This is a genomic window from Paraburkholderia aspalathi (genome assembly GCF_900116445.1).
GTDB classification, from domain to species: domain Bacteria; phylum Pseudomonadota; class Gammaproteobacteria; order Burkholderiales; family Burkholderiaceae; genus Paraburkholderia; species Paraburkholderia aspalathi.
In genome coordinates this window covers 1-24,978 of record NZ_FPBH01000026.1, presented here as the reverse complement: position 1 = coordinate 24,978, position 24,978 = coordinate 1, and the positions used below count along the sequence as shown (strand labels likewise).

Annotated in this window: 25 protein-coding genes and 1 riboswitch; of the genes, 14 read left to right on the top strand and 11 right to left on the bottom strand. The window is 62.3% G+C overall.

Annotated elements, in window-relative coordinates:
* Window positions 1–111: 111 nt before the first annotated feature.
* Window positions 112–1,383, bottom strand: a complete 1,272-nt coding sequence (locus BM438_RS31705; protein ID WP_093643069.1) for a DUF3443 domain-containing protein — start codon at window positions 1,381–1,383, stop codon at window positions 112–114.
* Window positions 1,384–1,434: 51 nt separating this feature from the next.
* Window positions 1,435–1,857, bottom strand: a complete 423-nt coding sequence (locus tag BM438_RS31700) for a DUF2844 domain-containing protein (RefSeq protein WP_425270754.1) — start codon at window positions 1,855–1,857, stop codon at window positions 1,435–1,437.
* 509 nt (window positions 1,858–2,366) lie between these two features.
* Here BM438_RS31700 and bamC point away from each other — a divergent pair.
* Together bamC and BM438_RS45690 are read left to right on the top strand one after the other, a co-directional pair.
* Window positions 2,367–3,587 carry an outer membrane protein assembly factor BamC gene (gene bamC / locus BM438_RS31695; protein WP_093643063.1) on the top strand — a complete coding sequence of 407 codons (1,221 nt, stop codon included), beginning with the start codon at window positions 2,367–2,369 and terminating at the stop codon, window positions 3,585–3,587.
* Between the two features lie 188 nt (window positions 3,588–3,775).
* A complete protein-coding gene (locus tag BM438_RS45690) occupies window positions 3,776–3,931 on the top strand; it encodes a hypothetical protein (protein ID WP_167378496.1) in 156 nt (51 codons plus the stop codon).
* Window positions 3,932–4,511: 580 nt separating this feature from the next.
* Here the strand turns inward: BM438_RS45690 and BM438_RS31690 are convergent.
* The 6 genes from BM438_RS31690 to BM438_RS31665 form a co-directional block, all read right to left on the bottom strand.
* Window positions 4,512–5,438, bottom strand: a complete 927-nt coding sequence (locus BM438_RS31690) for a DMT family transporter (protein ID WP_093643359.1) — start codon at window positions 5,436–5,438, stop codon at window positions 4,512–4,514.
* Window positions 5,439–5,793: 355 nt separating this feature from the next.
* A complete protein-coding gene (locus BM438_RS31685; RefSeq protein WP_093643060.1) occupies window positions 5,794–7,392 on the bottom strand; it encodes an L-lactate permease in 1,599 nt (532 codons plus the stop codon).
* Window positions 7,393–7,795: 403 nt separating this feature from the next.
* On the bottom strand, window positions 7,796–8,290 hold the full coding sequence (locus tag BM438_RS31680) for a hypothetical protein (protein ID WP_093643057.1): 495 nt from the start codon (window positions 8,288–8,290) through the stop codon (window positions 7,796–7,798).
* A gap of 160 nt (window positions 8,291–8,450) precedes the next feature.
* The gene (locus BM438_RS31675; RefSeq protein ID WP_093643054.1) at window positions 8,451–8,663 is read right to left on the bottom strand and encodes a glycine zipper 2TM domain-containing protein; all 213 of its coding nucleotides are present in this window, start codon (window positions 8,661–8,663) and stop codon (window positions 8,451–8,453) included.
* Window positions 8,664–8,942: 279 nt separating this feature from the next.
* A complete protein-coding gene (thiC, locus tag BM438_RS31670) occupies window positions 8,943–10,874 on the bottom strand; it encodes a phosphomethylpyrimidine synthase ThiC (RefSeq protein ID WP_093643051.1) in 1,932 nt (643 codons plus the stop codon).
* 92 nt (window positions 10,875–10,966) lie between these two features.
* A riboswitch (TPP riboswitch) is annotated at window positions 10,967–11,085 on the bottom strand.
* A 153-nt stretch (window positions 11,086–11,238) separates the two neighbouring features.
* On the bottom strand, window positions 11,239–11,649 hold the full coding sequence (locus BM438_RS31665; protein ID WP_093643048.1) for a GreA/GreB family elongation factor: 411 nt from the start codon (window positions 11,647–11,649) through the stop codon (window positions 11,239–11,241).
* A gap of 528 nt (window positions 11,650–12,177) precedes the next feature.
* On the opposite strand from BM438_RS31665, the gene BM438_RS31660 reads away from it, so the two are divergent.
* The 6 genes from BM438_RS31660 (at window position 12,178) to BM438_RS31635 (ending at window position 16,887) form a co-directional block, all read left to right on the top strand.
* On the top strand, window positions 12,178–12,645 hold the full coding sequence (locus tag BM438_RS31660) for a hypothetical protein (RefSeq protein ID WP_244179507.1): 468 nt from the start codon (window positions 12,178–12,180) through the stop codon (window positions 12,643–12,645).
* 190 nt (window positions 12,646–12,835) lie between these two features.
* Entirely contained in the window at window positions 12,836–13,666 is an 831-nt protein-coding gene (locus tag BM438_RS31655) for a DUF1223 domain-containing protein (RefSeq protein ID WP_093643040.1), read from the top strand.
* A gap of 45 nt (window positions 13,667–13,711) precedes the next feature.
* Window positions 13,712–14,350, top strand: coding sequence for a cytochrome b/b6 domain-containing protein (locus BM438_RS31650; protein WP_093643036.1), 639 nt, complete (start codon window positions 13,712–13,714; stop codon window positions 14,348–14,350).
* 50 nt (window positions 14,351–14,400) lie between these two features.
* Window positions 14,401–15,204, top strand: coding sequence for a molybdopterin-dependent oxidoreductase (locus BM438_RS31645; protein ID WP_244179506.1), 804 nt, complete (start codon window positions 14,401–14,403; stop codon window positions 15,202–15,204).
* A gap of 127 nt (window positions 15,205–15,331) precedes the next feature.
* Window positions 15,332–15,580, top strand: a complete 249-nt coding sequence (locus tag BM438_RS31640; RefSeq protein ID WP_054039770.1) for a pentapeptide MXKDX repeat protein — start codon at window positions 15,332–15,334, stop codon at window positions 15,578–15,580.
* A gap of 365 nt (window positions 15,581–15,945) precedes the next feature.
* Window positions 15,946–16,887: an EamA family transporter gene (locus tag BM438_RS31635; protein WP_093643030.1), complete on the top strand. Its 942-nt coding sequence runs from the start codon at window positions 15,946–15,948 to the stop codon at window positions 16,885–16,887.
* A gap of 43 nt (window positions 16,888–16,930) precedes the next feature.
* On the opposite strand, the gene BM438_RS31630 is transcribed toward BM438_RS31635, so the two are convergent.
* On the bottom strand, window positions 16,931–19,003 hold the full coding sequence (locus BM438_RS31630; RefSeq protein ID WP_093643027.1) for an NADPH-dependent 2,4-dienoyl-CoA reductase: 2,073 nt from the start codon (window positions 19,001–19,003) through the stop codon (window positions 16,931–16,933).
* Between the two features lie 363 nt (window positions 19,004–19,366).
* On the opposite strand from BM438_RS31630, the gene BM438_RS31625 reads away from it, so the two are divergent.
* Window positions 19,367–20,161 (top strand): DUF4397 domain-containing protein, encoded by a 795-nt coding sequence (locus BM438_RS31625; RefSeq protein WP_093643024.1) that lies wholly within the window; start codon window positions 19,367–19,369, stop codon window positions 20,159–20,161.
* Between the two features lie 217 nt (window positions 20,162–20,378).
* Here the strand turns inward: BM438_RS31625 and BM438_RS31620 are convergent, their stop codons facing one another.
* Window positions 20,379–20,513: an entericidin A/B family lipoprotein gene (locus tag BM438_RS31620; protein WP_012433647.1), complete on the bottom strand. Its 135-nt coding sequence runs from the start codon at window positions 20,511–20,513 to the stop codon at window positions 20,379–20,381.
* Between the two features lie 235 nt (window positions 20,514–20,748).
* The gene (locus BM438_RS31615; protein ID WP_244179512.1) at window positions 20,749–22,152 is read right to left on the bottom strand and encodes a sensor histidine kinase; all 1,404 of its coding nucleotides are present in this window, start codon (window positions 22,150–22,152) and stop codon (window positions 20,749–20,751) included.
* A gap of 247 nt (window positions 22,153–22,399) precedes the next feature.
* Here BM438_RS31615 and BM438_RS31610 point away from each other — a divergent pair, with 247 nt between their 5' ends.
* The 5 genes from BM438_RS31610 (at window position 22,400) to BM438_RS31590 (ending at window position 24,763) form a co-directional block, all read left to right on the top strand.
* Complete coding sequence (locus tag BM438_RS31610; protein WP_093643018.1) at window positions 22,400–22,576, top strand: DUF1328 domain-containing protein; 177 nt, start codon at window positions 22,400–22,402, stop codon at window positions 22,574–22,576.
* Between the two features lie 109 nt (window positions 22,577–22,685).
* Window positions 22,686–22,847, top strand: coding sequence for a DUF1328 domain-containing protein (locus BM438_RS31605; protein WP_006052455.1), 162 nt, complete (start codon window positions 22,686–22,688; stop codon window positions 22,845–22,847).
* Between the two features lie 87 nt (window positions 22,848–22,934).
* The gene (locus BM438_RS31600) at window positions 22,935–23,507 is read left to right on the top strand and encodes a ferritin-like domain-containing protein (protein WP_093643015.1); all 573 of its coding nucleotides are present in this window, start codon (window positions 22,935–22,937) and stop codon (window positions 23,505–23,507) included.
* Between the two features lie 174 nt (window positions 23,508–23,681).
* A complete protein-coding gene (locus BM438_RS31595) occupies window positions 23,682–24,314 on the top strand; it encodes a response regulator (RefSeq protein ID WP_054039761.1) in 633 nt (210 codons plus the stop codon).
* A gap of 20 nt (window positions 24,315–24,334) precedes the next feature.
* Window positions 24,335–24,763 carry a response regulator gene (locus BM438_RS31590; RefSeq protein ID WP_093643012.1) on the top strand — a complete coding sequence of 143 codons (429 nt, stop codon included), beginning with the start codon at window positions 24,335–24,337 and terminating at the stop codon, window positions 24,761–24,763.
* The last annotated feature ends 215 nt before the right edge of the window (window positions 24,764–24,978 follow it).

Sequence of the window (24,978 nt, the reverse complement as noted above, 5' to 3'; positions counted from 1 at the left end):
ACTTTTCCGTTTGAGGCGGGGGTTGACGCTCAATAGGCCACGTCTGCTCGGGCACTCAATCGAATCCGCCCGACGCGGTTGTCCGCGCAAGGAGGCCCCGACATCAACCAATCAGAACGCGTAATACGGTCCCGGCCCGGCCGACGTCACGCTCGATGCAATCGCCGTATAAACGCGTCGTCCGAAGAAGAAGGGCAGGCCCCAGCCGAAGCTGTTGCTCGCAATGCCGGCCAGGTTGTCGAAGGCGTTATTCGACGAGCCAAACAGTGCGCTCGAATTGCCGATCGAAAACGACACCGTGCTCGACACGCCATCCGTGCCGGCAATCGAGGCGCTCGCCGTTTGCGTGGAACTCGGGCAGTACCAGTAACCGCATCGGGGCAATTGACTATTGTTGAAGAACAGGCCGTTCGAGCCACTGTCGAGGTAGCTTTGCCCGTAAGTCTGGCCGGCGCTGGTAGTACGCACATAACCCGTCTGCGTGTTGGTCCTGAAGATGGTCGCGCCGCCCAGCGTGTTATTCGCCTGAGTGCCGATGCCGAATATCAAGGAGCCCGACACGCTGGGCGCGCCCGCGTCGGCGATCGCCGGCAGATCGATCACCACGCCGTTGTTGTCGAGCGCGAAGCGGCTGACCGGATTGGTCACCTGCTGGGCGAGCGCTTGCGTGCTCGCGAGGCAGGCGCCGCTGGCGTCGCAGCTGTAATACCAGCGTGGCAGCGCCGAGTTGACGCAGCCACTGCCGCAATCGGCCGCAAACAGTCCGACGCCGAGAATGCCGTTGGCGCGCAGGTTCGCGACGGTCAGCATCGCGCTGCCTGAACCGGCGCAATCGGTGGGCACATTGGGCAGCGTGGGGTCGGCAATCAGCTGGATCGGAATCGAGGTGGCCAGTTGGCCGGCCATCCGCACGTCCGCGCCGCGCACCGCGCCCCACGTATAGCCGCCGCCGAATACCGCGCACTCACCCGCGATGCCGCGGCCCGAGGCCACGGCCGCCAGCGAAAGATCAGCCGGCAGCGCCGAGGCGAGAATCCGCAAGCCCTGTGAGCCGGTGTCGACCTGAATATTGTCGATCGTCGCGCAATTGCTGGTGCCGGGCCGGCAGACGGTGACGCTGGTGGTCAGCATGTTGCGCGTCAGGCCCGGCGCGGCGCTGACCGTGATCGGCTGGACATTCGGCGTATTCGACTGCGGCACGGAGTTCGTTGCGCTGGCGCCAACGTTTCCGGATGGCGCGCTCGCGGCGTTCGGACTGCTGGCCGGGCTCGTCGAGCCCGCCTGGGTGGAGGCAGCCGGCGTACTGCTGCCACCGCCGCCACCACAACCAGCGAGCACGGCGCAAGTCAGGAGCAGGGTGCGGAGACGGGAAGAGGTCTTCATGGCATGTAGGGGGGCGAGTTTTCGGGGCGGCTTTTTGCCTGCTTGCCCGCGTCAGCGGAGGTCGTCGGCGGTGACACCGGCGGGCAGCGCCGCCGGCAGCCACGCGCGTCCGACATAGCCGCGCATCGGACCACCCGATTCCACGATCACATCCGGCCTGGCAACCCGCGAGGCGTGCAGATTGCCGTCCGGAGCCGAGGCGGCGGCGCCCGCCCTGTAGGAGTCGGCGTACCGGCCGAGCAGCGCGCGCAGATCCGGCATGGTCGGGCCTTGCCACGTATAAGCGATGATCTGGCCGCTATTCGTCGCGTACTCGTTGATGGTGGTGTTGCCTGCGTCGGTCATTGTGCGCAGGCGTAAGGCGCCGTTCAGCAAGGTTTGGGGCGCCGCGGCCGTCGAATTCGCCTGGCTGGGCATCGTGCCGCCCAATTCGGCACGCACATCGGCACTGACAGACAACAGGGCAGCCACCATTGCCGGGACAGCGAAGGCTAGTAAGAAAGAGGAATTTGGCATGGCAACCTGTCTCGTTATTGGAAAACCCGGGGCGCTAAATTTTTATTGAGATGTTCAATTCAAGATAACACTCAGGTTTCCTGATCGTTGTCAGGCGCGGCGCGCGGCGCTTCAGCGAATCTCGGAAATAGTCTGTGGCGAAGGTGAAAAGTGTCTTTTAAAACAATGATCTGACAAGGAGCTACGTCACGACCTACAGGCGTTTGAGAAACGTTGTGAACTGTTAAATTTGCCGCGGAAGGACATGATCGCCGCCGTGAAGCGGCGCGTTTTTCCGAGACGAAAGGGACACGCAGCGCAGCGATTCATCGGTATCCAGACCCTTCGACGCACCCCAGGATTTGCCGTCCGCGCGCTGCTCAATTCACGGGCAAAGCCGGGTTTTTGCACATGACTCGCCGGGATCGGTAAAATGTTGGGTTGATCCACGGAAACTTGCCGTGGCGTAGCGGAAGGATTCCCCGAACATGACTGATCTTCGTCTTACCAAGCGGTTTGCAGTAATGCTGATGGCAGGCGGTCTGGTCGCCGGCTGCGGCACCTCGTCGCCGACCAAAATCGACTACAAAAGCGACTCGAAATCGAAGCAAGTGTCACTTGCCGTACCGCCGAACATGATCGATGAGACGGCCGATCAGCGTTCGTTGCCCCCGCAAGGCGGCGAAACCTCGCTGTCCACGCTCCAGCAGGTCCAGGCGCAAGCACCGGCCGCGAACACCCTGACGGTGGTGCCGCAGGTGACCGGCATGCACATCCAGCGCGACGGCACGGAAAGCTGGCTTGTGATCGACAACAAGGCGCCCGACCAGGCGTGGGCGCCGATCCGCCGTTTCTGGCAGGAACAGGGCTTCCTGCTGGTGGTCGACCAGCGCGACAAGGGCGTGATGGAAACGGACTGGAACGAAACGCACGCTTCGATCAATGAAGGGCTGATCCGCGACACGCTGTCCAAGGCAATGGGCAACAGCTACGTGAGTTCTGAGCGCAACAAGTACCGCACGCGTCTCGAAACGGCGCCGAACGGCGGAACCTATGTGTTCATCAGCCAGAAAGGCATGCGCGAGGCGATCACCGGGACGAACAACGAGTCGACCAAGTGGGAAGCCAAGCCGAACGATCCGGGGCTGGAGCAGGAATATCTGAAGCGCTTGATGGCAGCGCTGGCGCTGGCCGATTCGCGCACGACGCAAAGCGCCCAGCTCTCGCCGGCAGGGACGCAAACGGCGCCGAACGCGGCTACGGCGGGCGCGAAATCGGCGGCTGCGGCCACGGCGGCGCAAAACGTGGCGTTGTCGGCGCAACAGCCTATGCCGGATGACGCGGCGAACACCACGGCGGCACAGTTCTCGTCCACCGAGCTGACGCTCAGCGAGCCGTATGACCGTGCGTGGCTGCGCGTGGGCCTCGCGCTCGATCGCAGCAACTTCACGGTCGACGATCGCGACGCGAGCCGCGGCCTGTACTTCGTGCGCTACGTCGATCCGAAGGATCTGAGCTCGGCGGAGCAGGGCTTCTGGAGCCAGGTGTTCCACGGCAAGAAGGAAAAGGTCGCCAAGCAGTATCTCGTGAACGTGCGCGCGGTGACGCCTGACCAGACCCGCGTGGCAGTGGTCGACGACAAGGGATCTATCGATCAGAGCCCGCAGGCCAAGCAGATCATGGGTCTGATGGTCGACCAGTTGCACTGAACGAAGCTGTAGCAAACAGCGAACGCTGTCTCAAAACCCGCCCGGAAGGCAATTCCGGGCGGGTTTTTTTTATGTCCGCAATTTATTGTCGGGGCAGTGAGCCGTAGACCGTTATCGCAGCGCGCACGTGTTTTGCTTTCTGTCTGAAACACCGGTATGAACCGGCGACGCTTAACGGGGAGATGGCCATGTTCGACGTGATTCCTTACTGGATGTGGGCGGCGAGCTTGCTCGTCCTGGCGCTTGTCTGCGGCGCAGCCCTGGAGCGGCGCGAGACGCAGCGGCCAACGGGTTTGCGGGTCCGGCATACGGCCGCGCAACGCACGAAATGGCCGGTGCGGTGATGGTCGGCTTGCTTCAAACGCATGAAACGAGTCGGCGCGGCCGCCCGTGTGCGGCCGCATGTAACGTGACGTTACCCCGGTGACGTAACTCGCGAAGCCCCTTCCGTAGACCCTGTCAGCTCCCTTGCTCGAAAAATAATGTAATAAAAATCAATGCCTTGCGAACAATTTCTTGTAATTCGCTATAACTGGCACACAAGCTGCTTTTAAAGACTCATGGGGCCGGATTCGTAACATCCGACGTGAGTTTGCGGCGTGTGTCCAATCGGCGATTCCCAGACCCTTTCAGCACCGGCGAACGAACCTGTGCTTAGCCCGATGATGGCCTGCGCGCACGGCGCGCGGCCTCGGTGGCCCCGTCGCCTATCCTCGTAGGGCGACGGTTTCGCCCGCACTCCAACGGAGTGCGGGCTATTTTTTTGGGTGCTTGAAATGGGTTGTCGGGCCGCTGACGCGGCGGGCGGTGCAGGACTGGGAGGCCGTGACGTTGAAGGCGTCGCGCGAGGCGGTGTTCAGTGTCGGCGCGGCCCTCGCGGAGGCGGGAAACCGATCGCGCCGAACGGATCGTGTGAGACGGTTTTCAGGTATCGGCGCGGCGCGGCCCGAACCACGGCAGACGCTTGACCACGCCCGTGGCAAGCGCGGTGCCGACGAGAATCACGCCACAGCCTTCCAGCATGCCCAGCGACACGGTTTCGCCGAGAAACAGGGCGCCCCACAGAATGCCGAAGATCGGAATCACGAAGGTCACCGTAATCGCGCGTGCCGGCCCGGCCACCGCGATCAGATGGAAGAACAGCATGTACGCGACGCCGGTGCACGCGATACCCAGCGCGATGACCGAGGCCCACGCGTGCAGCGAGATCGGTGCGGCTGGCCAGTAGATCACGGCGAGCGGCAGCAGCACGATGGTGGCGCCGGTCATCGTGCCGGTCGCAACGGTCAATGCGTCGACCCCGGTCAGATGGCGCTTCGTGTAATTGGCGGCGATGCCGTAAAGCAGCGTGGCGCCGAGCGCGGCGGCGGCCGCGAGCGCGGTGGTCGCCGGTGTGGCGGCCGAGCCGTTCGGCGTGGCGATCTGATCCCACACCAGCATCAGGACGCCGAGAAAGCCGATCACGAGACCGAGCGTGCGCAGCGCGCTCAGGCGGTCACGCAGCCACAGGAAGCCAATGAGCCCGCCCCACAGCGGCGTGGTCGCATTGATCACGGACGTCACGCCAGCCGACAGCGTCAACTCGGCATACGCGAACAGGCAGAACGGCGCCGCGGAATTCAGGATGCCGACCACCAGCAAGGGAAAAGCACGCGCGCGCAGGATCGTCGCGGACTCGCGCAGCGGCCGCCGCGCAATCAGGACGACGGCGAGAAAGGCCGCGCCGATGCCGACGCGCAACGCCATCAGCGGCGCGACGCCGAAGTCGGTTACGCCGACGCGGATAAACAGAAACGAGGCGCCCCACAGGGCGGCCAGGATCAGCAGTTGCAGCAGGTTTTTGGCATTCATTGTCGTAGCGCCGCGCGCGGTTGAGTCGAGACGCCTGCGCATCGTAGCAGCGCGATCACGCGAAACGTTTCAGGCTGGAATGAAACGGCAAGATTCGGGGGATGGAGGACGTCTGATAGCCGTTATCGTAAGCGCGGTCGCGCCGGCCGCAAAACGAGCAATTCTCACGCTAATGTGAGAAAAATTGCGATGAGACTGGCGCGGGGAGTACCCCCGGTGCAGGCCCGGCGGGGCGGGCGCATGGGGAGCGTGAATTATATTGCGGCAATGCACCAGTGATCCTGGCCCATCACACACGCTCCCGCTCCAAGGAATTAGTGGGCGCGAATAGTTGCGTCGATGGGCCAGGCGCGCCTCAATGCGGAATCATCCACTGCAGGAAATTCTGCTGCAGCCAGACCAGCACGCCGAGGATCACCGTCAACAGTATCGAATGCTTGAAGGTCTTGGCGAACACGACGCCTTCCTTGCCCTTGAGGTCGGTCGTCGCCACGCCGGTCGAGATGTTTTGCGGCGAAATCATCTTGCCCATCACGCCGCCCGACGAATTGGTCGCGGCCATCAGGATCGGGTTCAGATTCAGCTGATTGGCCGCCACCACCTGCAAGTTGCCGAACAACGCGTTGCCCGAGGTATCGCTGCCGGACAGGAACACCGCGACCCAGCCGAGGAAGGCCGACACCAGCGGAAAGAACGGTCCGACCGACGCGGCGCCAAGCCCGAGCGTGTAGGTAAGCCCCGAGTAGTTCATCAGATAGGCGAGCGCCACGATGGTCGCCACTGTCAGAATGGCAATGCGCGTCTGGACCCACGTGTCGGCAATGGCCTTGCCGAATTCGCGCGCGCTCAGCCCCGTCACGAACGTCGTGATGATGGCGGCCACCAGAATCGCCGTGCCGGTCGCGAGTGGCTGGAAGTCCCACACCGCGCCGTACGGCGTGTTGTACAGGGTGATGAACACGGCCTTGTCGAGGCCCGGCCACGGTAGCTTGACGTCGCCGATCAGGAAGATTTTGGCGACGGTCCAGACGATCACCACCGCCGAGACGATGATCCACGGATACCAGCCCTGGCCGCCGCTGATCTTGCCGCGCACCTCGCCCACCCGATCGATGTTGATCGCGAACTTCGGATCGGCGGCGGGCTTCCAGACGCGCAGGAACGCGATGGTGAGGATCAGCGACACCATCGACGACAGCACGTCGGTCAGGCTGTAGTTCACATAGTTCGACGCGATGAACTGGGTCAGCGCGAAGCTCGCACCGGACACCAGCAGGACCGGCCACACGCGCAGCATGTTACGAAAGCCCGCATAGACGCCGATCACATAGAACGGCAGCAGGAAGGCGAAGAACGGCAACTGGCGGCCGACCATCTTGGCGAGCGAATCGGCCGGTAGATGCGTGACCGCGCCGAGCACCGTGATCGGCACGCCGAGTGCGCCGAAGGCAACCGGCGCGGTGTTGAAGATCAGCGTGAAGGTGAGTGCTTCGAGGGTCGGAAAACCGAGCAGGATCAACAGCGAACTGGTGATCGCGACCGGCGTGCCGAAGCCGGAAATCCCTTCGAGCAGCGCGCCGAACGAAAAGCCGATCACCACCAGCACCACGCGGCGATCGTTCGGCAGGTTATCGATCATCCACATGCGAAAGGCGGCGAAGCGGCCCGAGCGCTGCGAAATGTTGTAGAGCAGGATCGCTGCGAACACGATCCACATCACCGGCCAGCAGGCGAACACCGCACCGTTGGCGACCGAAGCGGCCGCGAGTCCAACCGGAAACTGCCAGACGAAAATCGCCACGATCAGCCCGACGATCAGGCCCGCAAGCGACGCCTGCCAGGCCGGCCGACGGGCCCAGCCGAGCAACAGCAACACGACAATGATCGGCAAGGCGGCGACGAGGAACGAGAGCGGTAGCGAATTGCCGACGGGTGTGAGTAGTTGGTGAAACATCACGTCTCCTTCGTTGTTGTTCGATTCGACGCGGGACTACGCACTACGGGGCGCGTCGCTCTGGCAGGACGGATGGGCGCCGGCGGCGCGTCGAAGACGAGCCGGGTCGCTTATTTAAACAGGTACTGCGTGTGGCTTTCCCAAGCATAGGGCCCGATTGGAGCGCGTCAAGAAGGGAAAGTACGGGCGAAGGAGGGAAGGAGGCGCCGCGTCTTGCGTGGCGGGATTGTCGCGGCATGATGCGCGTGAGGCCCGTCCGGCGCGGCATGGCGCGTGCTGAGTGGCGGTATGCCGGCTTTCGGGCAACGGCGGACGCATGCTGCAAGGCATGGGTTCATCCCGTGCCCCGATAGCAGCGGGCACGCGACGGACAAAGCAGATCAGCAAGATCCGGCTGCGGGATTCAGTGCCAGTGACCGTGACCACCCCAGCCGCCATGGCCTCCCCAACAGCAGCCGAAACCGACGCCGATCGAAACCGACGGGCCATACCAGCCCGGATAGCCGTAATAAGCCGGGTAGACCGGCGGCGGATAGTAGACGGGATAAGCGGGGGCAACGTACACGGGAGGCGGCTGAGCGACTGCGTAGGTGGCCGGCTGGGATTGCGAATTGGCTCGCGCCTGCTGCGCCGCCTGAGCCTGCGCCTGCTGTTGCGAAGTGGCCGAATCCCCGGCCGTCCCTACGGGGACATCCTGCTGGGCGCCATTCGCTGGAACAGTGCCGTAAGCGTAATACGGGTAGGCGCCTGGATAGTAGCCGTACGGGTAGTAGCAGCCGGACAGCGTCAGCACACAGGCCACGCCGGCCAGCGTGATGCCGGTTTGGGAAAGACGGGGCAAGCCGCGCGGCAGCCGCTGGCTGATTGCGCGAAGGGACTTGACGACGGGGGACTTCATGACGTGCTCCTGGTTACATCACACGCCGCCATCCGGGGCGTAGTGGCTTGAGCTTACGCCGCCGCAGCGTCAACAGGATTGCAAAACCGTAACGGCTTATTTCACGCCATTGCAAAGCATTTCGCGAAGCCCCTGTATGACGCTGGTCCTGTTCGTGCGCTTACTTGCCGACCTGATTGCCGATGATGCCGCCCGCAGCCGCACCGCCAATCGTCGACAGTGCATTGCCGCCGATCAGTCCGCCTGCGGCGCCGCCCACACCCGCGCCGATCACCGTATCGCGTTGCCGCGTGGTCATGTTGTCACACGCGGAAAGACTGGCGACAACCGCGACGATCGCAGCGAACGTACTGAGTTGACGAATCGATTTCATGATGCTGACTCCATTCATTGTGTCTGGACAATGCTTCGTGGAAATGGATGAATCACCCCCGTCCTTACATTTGATCTTATCGCCGCAGCCCGTATCCGGATGTGTGAGCTTGTCAGCAAGGTGTCGGTTTCGTAATCAAATGTTTCCCTTCTGTCAGCATGCGGCGTGCCCGGCTGCTCAGAAACGCAAAAGCCCGCCAGTGGCGGGCTTCGGTGCTGCAATACCGGACGCAGACGGTTCGAATGGCGGGCGCGTGCTAGTGCGCCCGCGATCCTTACCTTACTGCCGCTGATAGATCTCAGCGCCTTTCTTCATGAACTCGATCGACTTCACTTCCATGCCTTTCTTCAGCGCGTCGTCGTCGGAGAGACCTTGTTGCGCGGCGAATTCGCGCACATCCTGCGTGATCTTCATCGAGCAGAAGTGCGGGCCGCACATCGAACAGAAGTGCGCGACCTTGGCCGAATCCTTCGGCAGGGTTTCGTCGTGGAATTCGCGTGCCTTGTCCGGGTCGAGACCGAGATTGAACTGGTCTTCCCAACGGAATTCGAAACGCGCCTTCGACAATGCGTTGTCACGCACCTGCGCGCCCGGATGGCCCTTCGCCAGATCGGCGGCGTGCGCGGCGAGCTTGTACGTGATGATGCCGGTCTTGACGTCGTCCTTGTTCGGCAGCCCAAGGTGTTCCTTCGGCGTGACGTAGCAGAGCATCGCCGTGCCGAACCAGCCGATCATCGCCGCGCCAATGCCCGAGGTGATGTGGTCGTAGCCCGGCGCGATGTCGGTCGTCAACGGTCCCAGCGTGTAGAACGGTGCTTCGTCACACCATTCCAGTTGCAGATCCATGTTCTCCTTGATCAACTGCATCGGCACGTGGCCGGGGCCTTCGATCATGGTTTGAACGTCGTGCTTCCACGCGATCTGCGTGAGCTCGCCGAGCGTCTTCAACTCGCCGAGTTGAGCCTCGTCGTTGGCATCGTAGATCGAGCCAGGGCGCAGGCCGTCGCCGAGCGAGAAGGCCACGTCGTACGCCTTCATGATTTCGCAGATGTCTTCGAAGTGCTCGTACAGGAAGCTTTCCTTGTGGTGAGCGAGGCACCACTTCGCCATGATCGAGCCGCCGCGCGAGACGATGCCCGTCATACGCTTCGCTGTGAGCGGCACGTATTGCAGACGCACGCCCGCGTGAATCGTGAAGTAGTCGACGCCTTGTTCCGCCTGTTCGATCAGCGTGTCGCGGAAGATTTCCCACGTCAGATCTTCGGCCTTGCCGTTGACCTTCTCCAAAGCCTGATAGATCGGCACCGTGCCGATCGGCACCGGCGAATTGCGGATGATCCACTCGCGCGTTTCGTGAATGTGCTTGCCGGTGGACAGATCCATCACCGTGTCGCCGCCCCAGCGGATCGCCCAAGTCATCTTGTCGACTTCTTCGCCGATGGAGGAGGTCACCGCCGAGTTGCCGATGTTCGCATTCACCTTCACGAGGAAGTTGCGGCCAATGATCATCGGCTCGCTTTCCGGGTGGTTGATGTTGTTCGGGATGATCGCGCGGCCGCGCGCAACTTCTTCGCGCACGAATTCCGCGGTGATTTCCTTCAGGCCATCGGGACCGAATGCGCTCGCACCGAACGCCTGGCCCGGATGCTGGCGGCCCATCATCGCGGCGAGCTTTTCGCCGTTCGGACCGCTCGTCTTCAGGCTTTCCAGATACGCGGCGCGTTGCTGATTCTCGCGAATCGCGATGTATTCCATCTCCGGCGTGATGATGCCTTTACGCGCGTAGTGCATCTGCGAGACGTTCTTGCCGGCGATGGCGCGACGCGGCGTGCGATGCAGGCCCTTGAAACGCAGATCGGCAGTCGCGGTATCGGCGGCGCGTTCGCGGCTGAAGTCGCTCGAGAGGCCCGTCAGCGCTTCGGTGTCGCCGCGCTCTTCGATCCAGGCTTGACGCAGCGCGGGCAGACCGGCGCGGATGTCGATCTTGGCTTCCGGATCGGAGTAGGGGCCCGACGTATCGTAGACGAAGACCGGCGGATTCTTCTCGCCGCCGAAGCTATCCGGCGTATCCGCCTGGGAAATTTCGCGCATCGGCACGCGGATATCGGGTCGCGAGCCGGTCACGTAGACCTTGCGGGAATTCGGCAGCGGCGCGACAGCGGCGGCATCGACGTGGGCGTCGGCGGAAAGGAACTTCGGGTTGGCGTTCATGCGTTATCTCCTCGGCATAGCAATGTGGGGCCGCTAAGCAGGAGACGAGACGGAAGTTGTCGGAATTCGCGAGAGATGAAACGGTAGACCAGGTGCGAAATCCGTACGCTTCCCTGCGCTGGCATTATCCAGATCAGGTTCAAAGGGTATTTCTCACCCACGCAACACGGACCTCCAACCTCCGCGCTACGCAGGACCCCCGCGTTAGCAGCGCACACAATACACCGCCCGGGCGCTGCTTGGCAACCCGTCTTGAAAAAGTCAGATGTCGGAGATAACGCCCGTCAGCCACGCACTATTCTTATTGTGATAGGGCTGCCGGGGATGATGCGGCGCAGCGTTCTGCGTCGTGAATGGCTTTGGCTTACAGCGTGAAATCGTCGGCGGCTTCGGGCTGAAACAGGATCTTCTCGAGCTTCAACACCTTCTCCGTGCCGCTCGGCGGCGTGAAGCGGATGCGCTCGCCGCGTTTGGCGCCGAGCAGCGCAAGACCGACCGGCGAAAACACGTTCAGGCGGCCGTGCGCGAAGTCCGCGTTGGGCGGATAGACAACGGTCCAGGTCATCTGCTCGCCACTGGTTTCATCGACCAGGGTGGCTTGCGAATTCATCGTGACGACGTTCGCGGGGATGTCGCGCGATTCGACGATCACAGCGCGCTCCAGGACGTCGTCGAGCATGTCTTGCAATTTGGTGTCAGCGCCGGGCGCGGCTGCGTGCTTTTCAAGACGAGCGACGTCGAGTTCGGTGAGATAACAGGTTTTCGTCTTTTTCATGACGGGTTCTCCAATTGATCTGCATGTAAGGGAATGGCGTACGGATGAGATCAGCCCGGAGCCCGACGACGCGGCCCCGGTAATGGAGGGGAAATGCGTCAGATCGGGCGCCGGGCAGCGAGAAGCGGGAGCGTTCGGGACGGCTGGCCGGCGTGTGGCGTCGCGATGTCCACGCGCGCGCAGCCGGTTGCGCGGCGGGGGCGCAAACGGGTGAGGGCTCGGGAAAACGGAACGCGCATTGGGGTAGCCGGCAGAGTATGAAAAGTAGTGCGGGAGCGTCGGAAAGCAAGCTTGATCGACGCAATCGAAAGGTGAATGTTAGCACGGGCCGGGCGTCTTCTTAATCGCCGCTGGGAGGCGCCGTGGATACGCGTTGCGGCGTGTCGATATCGCACGGGGTCGTTCAAGACCGCCGTCGCGCTGCCGTTAATCCGCCTGTAGGGGCGGCCGTTGCCCAGTCGAGTGAGCGGCGGTGGGCAGCGCGTCAATGGCGCGATGCGATTCGAGACGGCTTAAGGAGAGGTGCTGATGAAAACTGGAATGGGGCGGTTTGAGGGGCTCAGCGCGGTCGCGGCGACGGCAACGCTGGTTGCGCTCGTTGCGGCGCCAATGCCGGCGGTGGCCGCGAATGGCGGAACGATCAGTTTTTCGGGCGCGATCGTGGCGCCGCAACTGGAGATTTCGGTGGCGCCCGCCGGGGCGCGTGTCGATGCCAGGAGCGCGCGGCTTGATCAGTCGGGTTCAGCGGTCACGCTGATCTTTAGCGCTGAGCCGGGCGTGGCGACGGGCGCCGATGTCGCGCTTCAGGTGAATAGCGCCGCGACAGCGCGTAACGGTGACGCGCTGACTGAGCGTTTTGTCGACAGCCGCGGACGTGTGTTCCGTGCGGCTAGCGACGGCCATTACCGCGTTGGCCGCGAAGGCGGGGTGTTGTCGCTCGCACCGAAGAATGCCGGGCAGGATACGCGGGTGACGGTTGTCGTGAGTTACGACTGAGACACCCTCCGCGGGGCGCTTTGGGGCGGTTCGCCCGCAAGCGTACAGACACACCGCGCCCCGCGGGGATAAACAGCATGGAACGGTCTCGACCGTAGGCGAGCAACGCAGACAAAAATAAAAATTCAAAACCGGCTGTCATAAGCGGGCTTGTGGTTCGACAAACGTGCAGATCCTGATGGAGCACGCCATGCAAACCGCACGAACCCGCCGAGACAATCGGTATGTCACTCGCGCAATCGCGCTAGCCGTAGCGCTGACAACCCTCTTCGCCAGCGGCCTTGCAAGCGCGGCCGGCGCCGTGTGTGCGTCGCACAGCCCATCGCACCGCGTAGCGCTGGTGGAGCTCTACAGCAGCGAAGGCTGTAACAGCTGCCCGCCCGCCGACAACTGGTTGAGCCAGTGGAAAAACAGCGGCGCAAGCCAAAGCATCGTGCCGTTGGCGTTGCATGTGGACTACTGGAATAGCCTCGGTTGGACCGACCGCTTCTCGCAGCATCGCTTTACTGAACGTCAGCAAACCCTCACTGACCTCGCCGGCGGCCACACCATCTATACGCCTGAAATCTTCGTATCAGGCCGCGAACTGCGCAGCTGGTCGCAACGCGACAGTTTCCAGAACCGCATCGGCCAGGTCGTCGCCGAACCGGCGCAGGCGAACGTGGCGCTTGAACTGAAACCTGAGGCGAAAGGCGCCTTCAATGTCGATGCGCAATTCAGCAGCAAGGCGGCAAACACCACGGCCCCGCTGAATGCCTACATCGCGGTTTACCAGAACGCGTTGAACTCGCAAGTCAGAGCCGGGGAAAACAGCGGCGCAACGCTGCATCACGAACGCGTCGTGCGGCAATGGATCGGACCCGTGCCGCTGGTCGCCGGTAACGCGCAAATCCGCCGCGATATCCGTATCGACGATGCCGATGCGAATGCTCCGGCGGATCACTTCGGCGTCGTCGCCTTTGTCGAAAACGCTGCGACCGGCGACGTGCTGCAAGTGGGCGAGCTCGCCGCTTGCAATTGAGCGCGCGACGACCCCGCAGCGCTCCCTATTTCATCGGAGATTCTCATGGCCACGCCTCATGCTCTTAGCAAAACCGCTCCGCCCGTCATGCCGAGGAGCGGCACGATTCATCCGGTGTGGGTGCGCGTCACGCATTGGCTCAACGCACTCGCGGCCATCCTGATGATGCTGTCCGGCTGGCGCATCTATGACGCCTCGCCGATCTTCAAAGGCTTCACGTTTCCACCGGCGCTCACGCTCGGCGGCTGGCTTGGCGGCGCGCTGCAGTGGCACTTCGCGGCGATGTGGCTGCTGGTCTTCAACGGTCTGCTGTATCTCGCGCTGAATCTGGCCAGCGGGCGCTTCGTGCGCAAGTTTCTGCCGGTCTCGCCGCGCGCCGTGCTGCACGACTTCATCGCCGCGCTGACCGGCAAGCTCTCGCACGCGGATCTGCGCGTCTATAACGCGGTGCAGAAATTCGCTTATCTGTTTGTTGTTTGCGATCTGATCGTGCTGGTGCTCTCGGGCCTCGCGATCTGGAAATCGGTGCAGTTTCCGCTGCTGCGCGAGTTGATGGGCGGCTACGACAACGCACGCATCGTCCACTTCTGCGCCATGTCGCTGATGGCTGCGTTTATTGTCGTGCATCTGGTGATGGTAGCCCTAGTGCCGCGCTCGCTGCTGGCGATGCTGCGCGGACGCTAGGCCGCGGATACACGGATAAGCGGACACGCCAAGCCTAAGGACATCGAATCATGACCCGACCCAATACACAACCCGATCGAAAGTTCGCCGCCATGCCTGACAACAAGCTCGACCGCGAATCGATCCTGATCGACGCCCGGCGCGAACTCGCAATGCCGTCGCGGCGCCTGTTCGGCAAGCGGCTTCTGACGCTCGGCGGTCTGTCGATGCTGACGGGCTGCTCGCTCACCGACAACGATTCGGTCACTGCATTCCTGACGGCCGTGTCGCGCCTGAACGACCGCGCACAGGCCGCACTATTCGATCCGAAGCAGCTCGCGCCGACCTACACGGAAGCGCAAATCACGCGTCCGTTTCCGTTCAATGCGTTCTACGGTATCGACGACGTCCCTGATGTCGACCCCTCCGACTACAAGCTGAAGATCAGCGGCCTCGTCACCGGTCAGCGCGTCTGGACCTTGCCCGAGTTGTACGCGCTGCCGCATGCCGAGCAGATCACGCGGCATATCTGCGTGGAAGGCTGGAGCGCGATCGGCCGCTGGGGCGGCACGCCGTTTGCCGATTTTCTGCGGCGCATCGGTGCGGATACGAGCGCGAAGTACGTTGGCTTCAAATGCGCCGACGACTACTACGAAAGCATCGACATGCCGACCGCGCTGCATCCGCAAACGCTCCTGACCTTCGAATACGACGGCGAGCGACTACCCGCGAAATACGGCTTCCCGATGAAGCTGCGCATGCCGACCAAGCTCGGCTACAAGAATCCGAAGCACATCGTCGAGATGTTCGTCACTAACACGTATCCCGGCGGCTATTGGGTCGACCAGGGCTACAACTGGTTCGGAGGCTCCTGACGCGCGCGGGTCGGCGCGTGCAATGCCGGACGCGCGACCCCGGGCGGCAGAAGCTTCGGAAGTACCCGGCGCAAGGTAGAAGCCAGAAGCCGGTTCAGGTTTATCCACTACAAAACGGAGTCATCCCATGAAAAAGTTCGCAATCGCAGCAATGGCTGTCGCCCTCCTGACCAGCGGCGGCGCCGCGTTCGCGCAGGCCAGCGGCGCGATGTCCAACGATGCAATGTCCAAGGACACGATGTCGAAGGATTCGATGTCCAAAGACACCATGTCGAAGGACAGCATGAAGAAGAACACGATGAAGCACGACAAGATGAAAAAGGGCAGCGACGCGATGGGCATGAAGCACGAGGCATCGGGCGCCATGGCCAACTGAGCATTGCCGGCGATGCCGGTTGCATAGCTTGAGCGCCGTGTCACAGCTGAGCCCAAAGCCGGGGATACGTCCCCGGCTTTTCTGTTGCAAGCACGCAAAAAAGTTACGATTCTTTCAGGCGACGCGGTGGGCGCTTACTGCATAATGCGATGCGCGCCCAACATTTGGCGTGTGTCAGCCGTGGCTCGATTCCCATCGATTGCCGCGGCGTTGTGGCCCCATTGGCCATCTATCGTCCTTCCGTTCCACCGACATGTCCGCCAGCCTCGCCCGTCAGACCGCATCGCCGATGCGGTGTCCGCCATCCCGTCACAGGGTCTTCAGCGGGGGCGCAGCACCTCGAGCGGCATGGGCGGTTTGAACGTATGGCGCCGCAACTCCCCAGCCGCTTTTCGCGTAGTTTCCCGCGTGGTTTCCCCATCCGTTTGCCGCAGTCCCGCAATGGACAGATCGCGCTCGCGCTCGCCGTCGTCTATCTCGTATGGGGTTCGACGTATCTCGCCGTGCATGTCGCGCTGGGTTCGTTTCCGCCCTTGCTGCTCTCCGGCTTGCGCAACCTGTTTGCCGGGATAGGACTGTTCATCTTCGCGGCGCGCCGCAATCCGGTCTGGCCGAGCGCGGGTGAAATCCGCAATGCCGGCCTGGTCGGCACGATGCTGGTCGGCCTGTCGAGCGGCATGCTGGCCTACGGCATGCGCACGGTCGGCACCGGCACCGCAGCCGTGATGGTCGCGACCGTGCCGCTGTTCGCGACGGTGATCGCGGCGGTGGCGGGGCGCAAGATCGGCAGAGGCGAGTGGTTCGCAGTTGGCCTTGGGCTGGTGGGCATCGCGATCCTGAGTCACGGCGACACTGCGCCGGGATCGGCGGGCGGCAGTCTGGCGATCCTGTGCGGTGCGCTTTTCTGGGCCGGCGGCGCGCATCTGGCCGGGCGGCTGAAGCTGCCGTCGGACCTGTTTCTGTCGACGTCGCTGCAGATCGGCCTCGGCGGCGCGATGTCGACGATGGTCGCCTGGGTGTCCGGCGAGCGCATGATGGAAGTGCATTTTCTGCCGGTGCTGGCCTTCGTCTACCTGATGCTGGTCGGCACGATGACCGCCTACGTCGCGTACGGCTTTCTGATCCGGCATACAAGTCCGATCATCGCCAGCAGTTGCATGTACGTGAATCCGGTGGTGGCGGTGGCGCTCGGCGCGTTGTTGCTCGGCGAGCCGGTAACGCGTTCGACGGTCATCGCGACGATCGTGATTCTGGCCAGCGTGGGGCTGTCTTTCTGGTTCGATTACCGGAAGAAGGGGCTGGCTTAAGGAGGGCGGCGCGGCCGCCTCCGCTCGCCATTGCCACAGTGGCTCAGAGCGCCGCCGCTACCTCCGCACCCTCGCGAATCGCGCGTTTCGCATCCAGTTCGGTCGCGACCTTGGCGCCGCCGATCAGGTGATAGCGCGGAGCGTTTGAGTCGTTCGCACCATTCGCGCTGTTTTTCCTATCCGCAGTTTGTGCCGCCGTCTCCGGATGCAGATCGCGCAGCGATTCCTGTCCCGCGCACACGACGATCGTGTCCACTTCAAGCCATTCCTCGATCCCTTCACGCGCGATCTTCAACCCGCGTTCGCTGATCTGCTGATACGACACGCCGCCGAGCATCTTCACGCCGTTTCTGGCCAGCGTCGCGCGATGCACCCAGCCGGAGGTCTTGCCGAGCCCCATACCGAGCTTGCCGGCCTTACGCTGCAGCAACCAGATCTCACGGAATGGCTCTGCCGGCGCCGGCGGTTTCAAACCACCGCGTTCCCTCACCGTAAGATCGACACCCCATTCATCGAGCCATGTATCGCGTGGCACGGGCAGAGGGTCGCCGGAACGATGCAGCAGAAACTCACTGACATCGAAGCCGATCCCGCCCGCACCGATCACCGCCACGCGGCGTCCCACCGGCGCACCGCGCAGCACATCCACATAAGACAGCACGTTAGGCCCGTTAATGCCGACGATTGCCGGGCTCCGCGGCACGATGCCCGTGGCGATGATCACATCGTCGTAACCGCCTGCCGCGAGCAGGGCGGGATCGACGCGCGTCTCGAGCCGCACGTCGACGCGATGCCGTTCCAACTGGCTCTGAAAATAGCGGATCGTTTCGCTGAACTCTTCCTTGCCCGGCACGCGCATCGCGAGATTGAACTGGCCGCCGATCGTTGCGCTCGCATCGAATAAGGTCACGCGATGCCCGCGTGAGGCCGCGACGGTCGCAGCGGAAAGTCCCGCCGGACCCGCGCCGACCACGGCAACCGAACGCGCGGCCTGTGAGCCCGAGACCGGCCGGTAGATCAACTCGGTTTCGCGCCCCGCACGGGGGTTCACGAGACAACTTGCACGCTGGTTCTTGAACGTGTGATCGAGGCAGGCCTGATTGCAGGCGATACAGGTGTTGATTTCGTGCGCGCGTCCTTCAGCGGTTTTCAGCACGAACTCGGGGTCGGCAAGGAGTGGCCTTGCCATCGATACCAGATCGCCCGCTCCCTGAGCGAGCAGTTCTTCGGCGACCTCGGGCGTGTTGATGCGGTTCGACACGATCACCGGCACCTTGACCGCCGCCTTCAGCCGCGCGCTCAACGCAGCGAAGGCAGCACGCGGCACTGAGGTCACGATAGTCGGCACCCGCGCTTCGTGCCAGCCGATTCCCGTGTTGAACATCGTGACGCCGGCGGCTTCGAGCGCCTGGGCGACCTGCACGGTTTCTTCCCACGTGTTGCCGCCTTCGACCAGATCGATCAGCGAGAGCCGGTACACCACGATAAAGCGTTCGCCGCACACCGCGCGCACGCGCTCGACAATCTCGCGCGCGAGCCGCATGCGGTTCTCGATGCTGCCGCCGTAGCGGTCGGTACGCCGGTTCGTGCGCGGGCAGAGGAACTGGTTGAGCAGATAGCCTTCGCTGCCCATGATCTCGATGCCGTCGTAGCCGGCGCGCTGGGCAAGGCGCGCGCAGCGGGCATAGTCGCGCACGGTCCGCGCAATGCCGGCTTCAGTGAGCGCGCGTGGTTTGAACTTCGAGATCGGCGACTTGAGCGCCGAGGCCGACACGACAAAAGGCTGATACCCATAGCGGCCCGCATGCAGGATCTGCAACGCGATCTTGCCGCCTTCGGCATGCACGGCCTCGGTCAGCAAGCGGTGATTGCGCAGATCGAACACCGAGTTCAGCGTGCCGCCGAAGGGCAGCAGCCAGCCTTGCCGGTTCGGCGAGATGCCGCCCGTGACGATCAGACCGACGCCGCCTTTCGCGCGCTCACGGAAATACTCGGCCAGTTTCGGGTAATTCCAGAAGCGATCCTCCATGCCGGTGTGCATCGAGCCCATCACCACGCGATTGCGCAAGCGGGTAAAGCCGAGGTCGAGTTCAGCGAGTAAGTGTTGGTAAGACATGCAGGGGACCGTGTAAGTATGGTTGTGCGCGAACAATACACCGCGAAACGTGCCAACCCTCCGAGGAAAAATTCTAATCCGCGCAACGCGTTGCTCCGTAAGCCATTCGTCTGATGCCGGAAGCCCTATCGAACCCGCGGCACACGCATTGCTGAGTTCGAGCGTCCATCGACACGGACCACGCCGCTCACCAGCACGGGCGCGATGTGCAGCAGGGAGAGGGAGGGGGCGCTTCATTTCGGAGAGCCAGCCTGGAGCCGTTCTAACGACCAACGAACAAGGTTTCCAGGCGGCGCGATGTCCGAGGCCGGGCGCTCGCAAATTAACGGCTCGAGAGCCCAACATCGATATAGGTGGAACACAATGAAAACGATCCGAACCATGGCGGCTGTGGCCGCTGTTGCATCTGTCCTTGCCGCATGCGGTGGCAGCGGCAGCGACGTAGGCAAGGAACTCGGTCTGACGAATCCGGAGATCCATTTCATCCACGCAATTCCTGGCGGGCCAGCAGTGGACTTTCTCGTGAACGGTACCGCACCTTCGGGACAGACGAACATCAGCTATAAGGGCGTAACGAACCTGACCAACATCAACACGGGTTCGACCTCCGTCGCGTACTCGAACACCGGCACGACGACCGCGTTGGCGAGCGGTAACTTCCCCGATGTTGCGAAGGGCCATGAATACACGGTGCTGGCTCTGCCGGGTGCAACGGCGCCGGATATCGGCCTGATCGACGATCCGTTCGACAAGGGGCTGCTCTCGAATAGCGCGCGCCTGCGCGGCTTCAATGCATCGGCTAACGCGACCAATCTCGACCTGTATCTGGTTCAGTCGACCAGCACTGACATCAGCAATGTCAGCCCGACGATGGCGGGCGTGTCGTTCAAGAACGCGGTGCCGGCAAGCGGCCAGGATTCGATCTATGTGTCCGGCGGCCAGTACGTGTTGATCGCGACGGTGGCGGGCAGCAAGACGCCGATCTTCCAGTCGTCGGCTTTCTCGCTGGCGAACAACGCCGACTGGCTGGTGACGTCGGTGCCGATCGCCGGTGCGCTGAGCCAACTCGTGCCGGGGCAGATCCATTTGCTGATCGCACAGAACGGCAACACCGGCACGCCGAGCGTTGAACTCACGAACACGCTGACGGGTCAATAAGCTCGCGAACCCGCATGCGTGCATAGCAGTCGATAGATACGATAAGCGGCAGTCTCAGGGAGGACAGAGCGGCGATCCACGAAAGTGGGTCGCCGCTTTGTTTTGTTTGCGGAGCCGACTATAAAAAAAACCCGCCGCGGTTTCCCGCGACGGGCTGTGGAATTCCTTCATGACAGGGCGCCGTGAGGCGCCGCGCAGTCGATGCGTTGCCGCTAACTTACTTGGCTTGCTCGGCTGAATTCGTGATGGCGTTGCCACCCTTCGAAATATCCTGCCCAGCCCCCGCCATCGTGTTGCAACCGGCGAGCGCAGCCGTCCCTGCAATGAGAAGCAAAGCGATCAGTCGATTCATGAAAGTTCTCCTTGTCGAGAATGCATCGGTTGACGTGCCCATCCTGTACGGCACGCGCTAGCCCGGCTAGCTGTCGTCCGACCGGGGCTTACGCCAGTCGATCCGGTCTGATTGCATGTTAAAAAAAGGGCGGAGGCGGCGCTGTCGGTTGCGCTGCGATTTTGTTGTAGGCGTGCTCCGGTGTTTGCGTCGGCGCAGTCCTACACAGGCTATTGCAATGTGCCGCAAGGCCCTGCTAGACGGCTGTTCGCGACGGGGTCGACGGCGGCAGATCCACTGACGGCGTGGCCGTGCTGACACTCGGCATCACCACATGGATGTCGGTGCCATTCGGCGCGCCGCGCTGGATATCGAAGCGCCCGCCATGCGCGGCAACCCGCTGGCGCATGCCGAGCAGCCCATGGGTGTGCGTGCGCTGCAGATCGGCGGGCGTGATGCCGACGCCGTTGTCCGCGATACGCAGTGCCACCTCGCCGTCGCCGACCTGCAAGGCGATCGACACCTTCGAGGCTCGTGCATACTTGGCGGCGTTCGTGAGCGACTCCTGCGCGACGCGAAAGAGCGCGATTTCGGTTTGCTCGTCGAGCTGGATATCGTCGGCGGGCAAGTGCGATTCGAGCGTCCAGTTGTTGCGCTGCGCGGCTTCGTCGGCAAGCGTGCGCAAGGCAGTAACGAGCCCGAAGTTCGCCAGCACGGTGGGCCGCATGTCTTCGATGATGCGGCGCTTCAGCGCAATGCCCTGGTCGAGATTGGCGAGCGCGCGCTTGAGTTTCTCGGAGATATCCGGGGCACTGTCCTTCAGTTTGCGGTTGGCCCAGGCCACATCCATTTTGCTCGCAGTCAGAATGGCGCCGAGTTCGTCGTGCAGTTCGTGCGCGAGCTGCGTCTTTTCGTTTTCGCTGACGGCCTGCAAGTGCCAGCCGAGCGCCTCGAGCTGACGCGTGCGTTCGTTGACAAGCTGGTCGAGCTCTTCCTGTTGCGTGATCAGTTGACGCTGCACGCGCGCCTGCCGGTTCATCTGGATGCCGAGATTGCGAAACAGCAGGATGAACAGCACGATGTTGAGCGCGGACAGCGCCGCCGCGCACAGCGTGGAGATACGCTGGTCGGCGCGGCTTGCGTCGAGCGCGTGCTGCGCGCGGCGCTCCTCGTTGTCGCGCAGCAGCGTGAGCGTGCTGTCGACCAGTGTGGCATCCGCCGGATTGGCCTCGCCCGCACTGCCGCAGGCGGAGAGATCGAGCGAATTCGTTGTCGCGCGTTGCAATGCAGCAGCGCCCGCGCCGATGCGTGCGTCGATCAGCGCGACGATCTGGGTGAAGCTCGCGAGCTCGGCGCTGTCCGCCTTGCCGCCGCGGTAAAACCGGCTTAGCTGCTGTTCGTTCTGCCGTATCTGCACGGCGGTTGCGCAAAAGCCCTGAGCAGATGAGTCCTGCTTCGTCAGAAGAAAATCGCTTTGGTGGGCGTTGAGGCGGGATAGCTGGCTTGCGAGCGTGCTCAATTGAACCGTGACGTCGCGCGCTTCGAGTGCCGTTTCGTATTCAGCGGCAATGCGTTGGCGCGCGGTTTCGAGAATCACGAGCCCGCCCACGGTGATGACGATTGCCACGGTCATCGCGATGGCCCAACTGCGATTGCGCATCCAGTCGCCCAGCCGCACGGTGGCCCCTGATTTATGCGTGTTCGACACGTTCAGCACTTTTGGCTCCTGAGGTGAGCATCAGTGTAACGCCCGCCGGGCTCGACGATGGAGCAGGCGGCGTAACGCCGCCGTAATCCCGTGTAAGCGGATTCTCACACGAAAAACGGAGCACGTCGGAATGCGCCCAGCGTCGACGATCGATAGGATGAACCTGATCGTTCATTGACTGATTCTGGAGGAAGCCATCATGTTGAAATGGGCATTGTTCTTCGCCGTCGTGGCGGTGATCGCCGGCCTTCTTGGCTTTACCGGCGTAGCTGCGGGCGCAGCGGTGATCGCAAAGTTCCTGTTTATGGTGTTCGTGATTCTGTGCGTGGTGTTTCTCGTGCTCGGCTTCGTGGTCACGAAGAAGATCGTCGATTAGCGCCGTTCGATGAGGCGCTTGCGTGCTGTTTCCGTTGATTGTGAGGGAACGGTTCGCTTCGGATTCGCCTCAGGGTCTCTTGATGCAGATACCAACAAGGAGAGTCGCCATGCTTCACTATGCCATCGTCTTTTTCGTCATTGCGATCATCGCAGCCGTGTTCGGTTTTACCGGAATCGCCGCGGGTGCGGCCGAAATCGCGAAGATCCTGTTCTACATCTTCCTTGTCGTGTTCGTGGTTACGCTGCTGCTCGGCGTATTTCGAACGTAGACGAATGCGCCTTCCTTAAACCGGCGTATCAGGCGCGATTCGTGCGGGATACGCAGTTCCCCCAATACCGGATAAAGGAGAATCTCAATGGCGAAGGTTTCTGGCGCCCAAGGCGCAGCATCTCAATCCAGCGGATCGTTCGTGATGGACATCAAAAAGATCCGTGAAGACGCCCGCAAGCATATGTCGGATGGTCCGGTCACGCAAAGCTACGGTGCGGACCGTGAGACGGTGCTGAAACTGCTCAACGATTCGCTGGCCACTGAAATCGTCTGCGTGCTGCGTTATAAACGGCATCATTTCATGGCCAAGGGCATCAACTCCGAGGGCGTGGCGGCGGAATTCGCAGCGCATGCCGCGGAAGAGCAGGAACACGCCGACCGCATCGCCGAGCGTATCGTGCAGCTTGGCGGCGAGCCGGATTTTGCACCGGACGGTCTGAAGACGCGTTCGCATTCGGAATACAAGGAAGGCAGTAATCTGACGGACATGATTCGCGAAAACCTGATTGCCGAGCGTATTGCGATCGATACGTATCGCGAGATTGTGCATTATCTCGGCGAGAAGGACGTGACGACGCGCCGGCTGTTTGAAGAAATTCTTGCTGTCGAAGAGGAGCACGCCGATGATATGGCGGACCTGCTTGACGGCCGCGAGTAAATACGGTTGAAAGGCGGACGCCTGGTCGGGCGGCGCGGAAGGGCTGGATGCTTTCCCGCGCCGGTATGGCTCGATGCACCGCTACGCTGTGCACATCGGTCTTCGGCAAAGACGGTGCCGGAGATCATTACAATGTCTGCTTTGGAGCAATCCTGTAGCACGGACGCCAAACTGATGATTCGAGTGCTGATAGCTGACGACCATGCGATCGTCCGAGGTGGTTTCCGGCAGTTCGTCGCTGACGAGCCGGACATGTGCGTTGCGGCCGAAGCCTCGACCGGCGACGAAACCATCAGCCTTGTGCGGGAGCAGGCGTTCGACGTGGTGTTGCTCGACATCGCGATGCCGGACAAGAACGGCATCGACACGTTGCGTGTGATCAGGCAGGTGCGCCCGGAGCAGGGCGTACTGATTCTGTCGGGATATCCGGAGAGCCAATACGCGATCAACCTGCTGCGCGCGGGCGCCAACGGCTACCTGAATAAAGACTGCGAGCCCGAGGAGATTGTGCGGGCGATCCGCGCGGTGGCGCGCGGGCATCGTTATCTGTCTGAGGCCGTCGCCGACACGCTGGCCGACAACCTCGACAAGCCGGCGGTGGGACGGCCCCACGAAGCACTCTCCGAGCGCGAATTCCAGATATTCTGCAAGCTCGCCGCGGGACAGATTCCGACCGACATTGCGGAAGAATTGCATTTGTCGGTGAAGACCGTGAGTACTTACCGGGCTCGCGTGCTGGAGAAGATGCGGTTGGCGAACAACGCCGATCTGACTTATTACGCGATCAAGAACGGCTTGATCGAATAATGAATGGTCGAGATACACCGATGAACAGCGAATCGAACATTGATGCCGGACCAGCCAGTCGCGCACCGTTGCGCGTGCTGCTGATCGAGGATTCGCCGCTGATACGAAGAAGTCTCGTCGAGGCCATCGATGCATCGGGTTTGCTGCAGGTGGCTGCATATGCGGATTCGGCTGATCAGGCGATTGCCTTGTTGAGCGATGAGGCTTTTGATGCGGTGATTGTGGACCTGCAGTTGAAGCAGGGCTCGGGGGTGCCGGTGCTCGCTTATCTGCAGCGCGAGGGAATGGTCGAGTCGATTTTCGCTGCGGTGTTGACGAATCATGCGTTGCCGGCTTATCGGGAGCGCTGTGAACAGTATGGCGTTCGGCACTTCTACGACAAGTCGTTCGAGTTTGATCGGGTGATCGATGCTCTGCATGAGTATGCTTTTGCGCGGGGCGCTGGGTGATGGGCTTGTCATATGGGGTTTGGTTGTCTGCGCGACGCTTCTTGTCAGTATGCTTAGGGATTTGGGCTTTCCTTGTTCTGGCTTTGGTGCCTCTCCTTGTATTGTTAGTGGTCTATTAGCGTTGCCCCTGTGCGGGGCGGCACTGTAGTGGTCAAGCGATCCTGGACACCGGCAAAGGGTATTTTTAAAAAGTCGAAGCTTCGTACCGCGTCGGC

Coding starts and splice junctions, on each gene's coding strand:
- BM438_RS31705 (WP_093643069.1), bottom strand. CDS start 1,383: ATGAAGACCTCTTCCCGTCTCCGCACCCTGCTCCTGACTTGCGCCGTG.
- BM438_RS31700 (WP_425270754.1), bottom strand. CDS start 1,857: ATGGTGGCTGCCCTGTTGTCTGTCAGTGCCGATGTGCGTGCCGAATTG.
- bamC (WP_093643063.1), top strand. CDS start 2,367: ATGACTGATCTTCGTCTTACCAAGCGGTTTGCAGTAATGCTGATGGCA.
- BM438_RS45690 (WP_167378496.1), top strand. CDS start 3,776: ATGTTCGACGTGATTCCTTACTGGATGTGGGCGGCGAGCTTGCTCGTC.
- BM438_RS31690 (WP_093643359.1), bottom strand. CDS start 5,438: ATGAATGCCAAAAACCTGCTGCAACTGCTGATCCTGGCCGCCCTGTGG.
- BM438_RS31685 (WP_093643060.1), bottom strand. CDS start 7,392: ATGTTTCACCAACTACTCACACCCGTCGGCAATTCGCTACCGCTCTCG.
- BM438_RS31680 (WP_093643057.1), bottom strand. CDS start 8,290: ATGAAGTCCCCCGTCGTCAAGTCCCTTCGCGCAATCAGCCAGCGGCTG.
- BM438_RS31675 (WP_093643054.1), bottom strand. CDS start 8,663: ATGAAATCGATTCGTCAACTCAGTACGTTCGCTGCGATCGTCGCGGTT.
- thiC (WP_093643051.1), bottom strand. CDS start 10,874: ATGAACGCCAACCCGAAGTTCCTTTCCGCCGACGCCCACGTCGATGCC.
- BM438_RS31665 (WP_093643048.1), bottom strand. CDS start 11,649: ATGAAAAAGACGAAAACCTGTTATCTCACCGAACTCGACGTCGCTCGT.
- BM438_RS31660 (WP_244179507.1), top strand. CDS start 12,178: ATGAAAACTGGAATGGGGCGGTTTGAGGGGCTCAGCGCGGTCGCGGCG.
- BM438_RS31655 (WP_093643040.1), top strand. CDS start 12,836: ATGCAAACCGCACGAACCCGCCGAGACAATCGGTATGTCACTCGCGCA.
- BM438_RS31650 (WP_093643036.1), top strand. CDS start 13,712: ATGGCCACGCCTCATGCTCTTAGCAAAACCGCTCCGCCCGTCATGCCG.
- BM438_RS31645 (WP_244179506.1), top strand. CDS start 14,401: ATGACCCGACCCAATACACAACCCGATCGAAAGTTCGCCGCCATGCCT.
- BM438_RS31640 (WP_054039770.1), top strand. CDS start 15,332: ATGAAAAAGTTCGCAATCGCAGCAATGGCTGTCGCCCTCCTGACCAGC.
- BM438_RS31635 (WP_093643030.1), top strand. CDS start 15,946: ATGGCGCCGCAACTCCCCAGCCGCTTTTCGCGTAGTTTCCCGCGTGGT.
- BM438_RS31630 (WP_093643027.1), bottom strand. CDS start 19,003: ATGTCTTACCAACACTTACTCGCTGAACTCGACCTCGGCTTTACCCGC.
- BM438_RS31625 (WP_093643024.1), top strand. CDS start 19,367: ATGAAAACGATCCGAACCATGGCGGCTGTGGCCGCTGTTGCATCTGTC.
- BM438_RS31620 (WP_012433647.1), bottom strand. CDS start 20,513: ATGAATCGACTGATCGCTTTGCTTCTCATTGCAGGGACGGCTGCGCTC.
- BM438_RS31615 (WP_244179512.1), bottom strand. CDS start 22,152: ATGCGCAATCGCAGTTGGGCCATCGCGATGACCGTGGCAATCGTCATC.
- BM438_RS31610 (WP_093643018.1), top strand. CDS start 22,400: ATGTTGAAATGGGCATTGTTCTTCGCCGTCGTGGCGGTGATCGCCGGC.
- BM438_RS31605 (WP_006052455.1), top strand. CDS start 22,686: ATGCTTCACTATGCCATCGTCTTTTTCGTCATTGCGATCATCGCAGCC.
- BM438_RS31600 (WP_093643015.1), top strand. CDS start 22,935: ATGGCGAAGGTTTCTGGCGCCCAAGGCGCAGCATCTCAATCCAGCGGA.
- BM438_RS31595 (WP_054039761.1), top strand. CDS start 23,682: ATGATTCGAGTGCTGATAGCTGACGACCATGCGATCGTCCGAGGTGGT.
- BM438_RS31590 (WP_093643012.1), top strand. CDS start 24,335: ATGAACAGCGAATCGAACATTGATGCCGGACCAGCCAGTCGCGCACCG.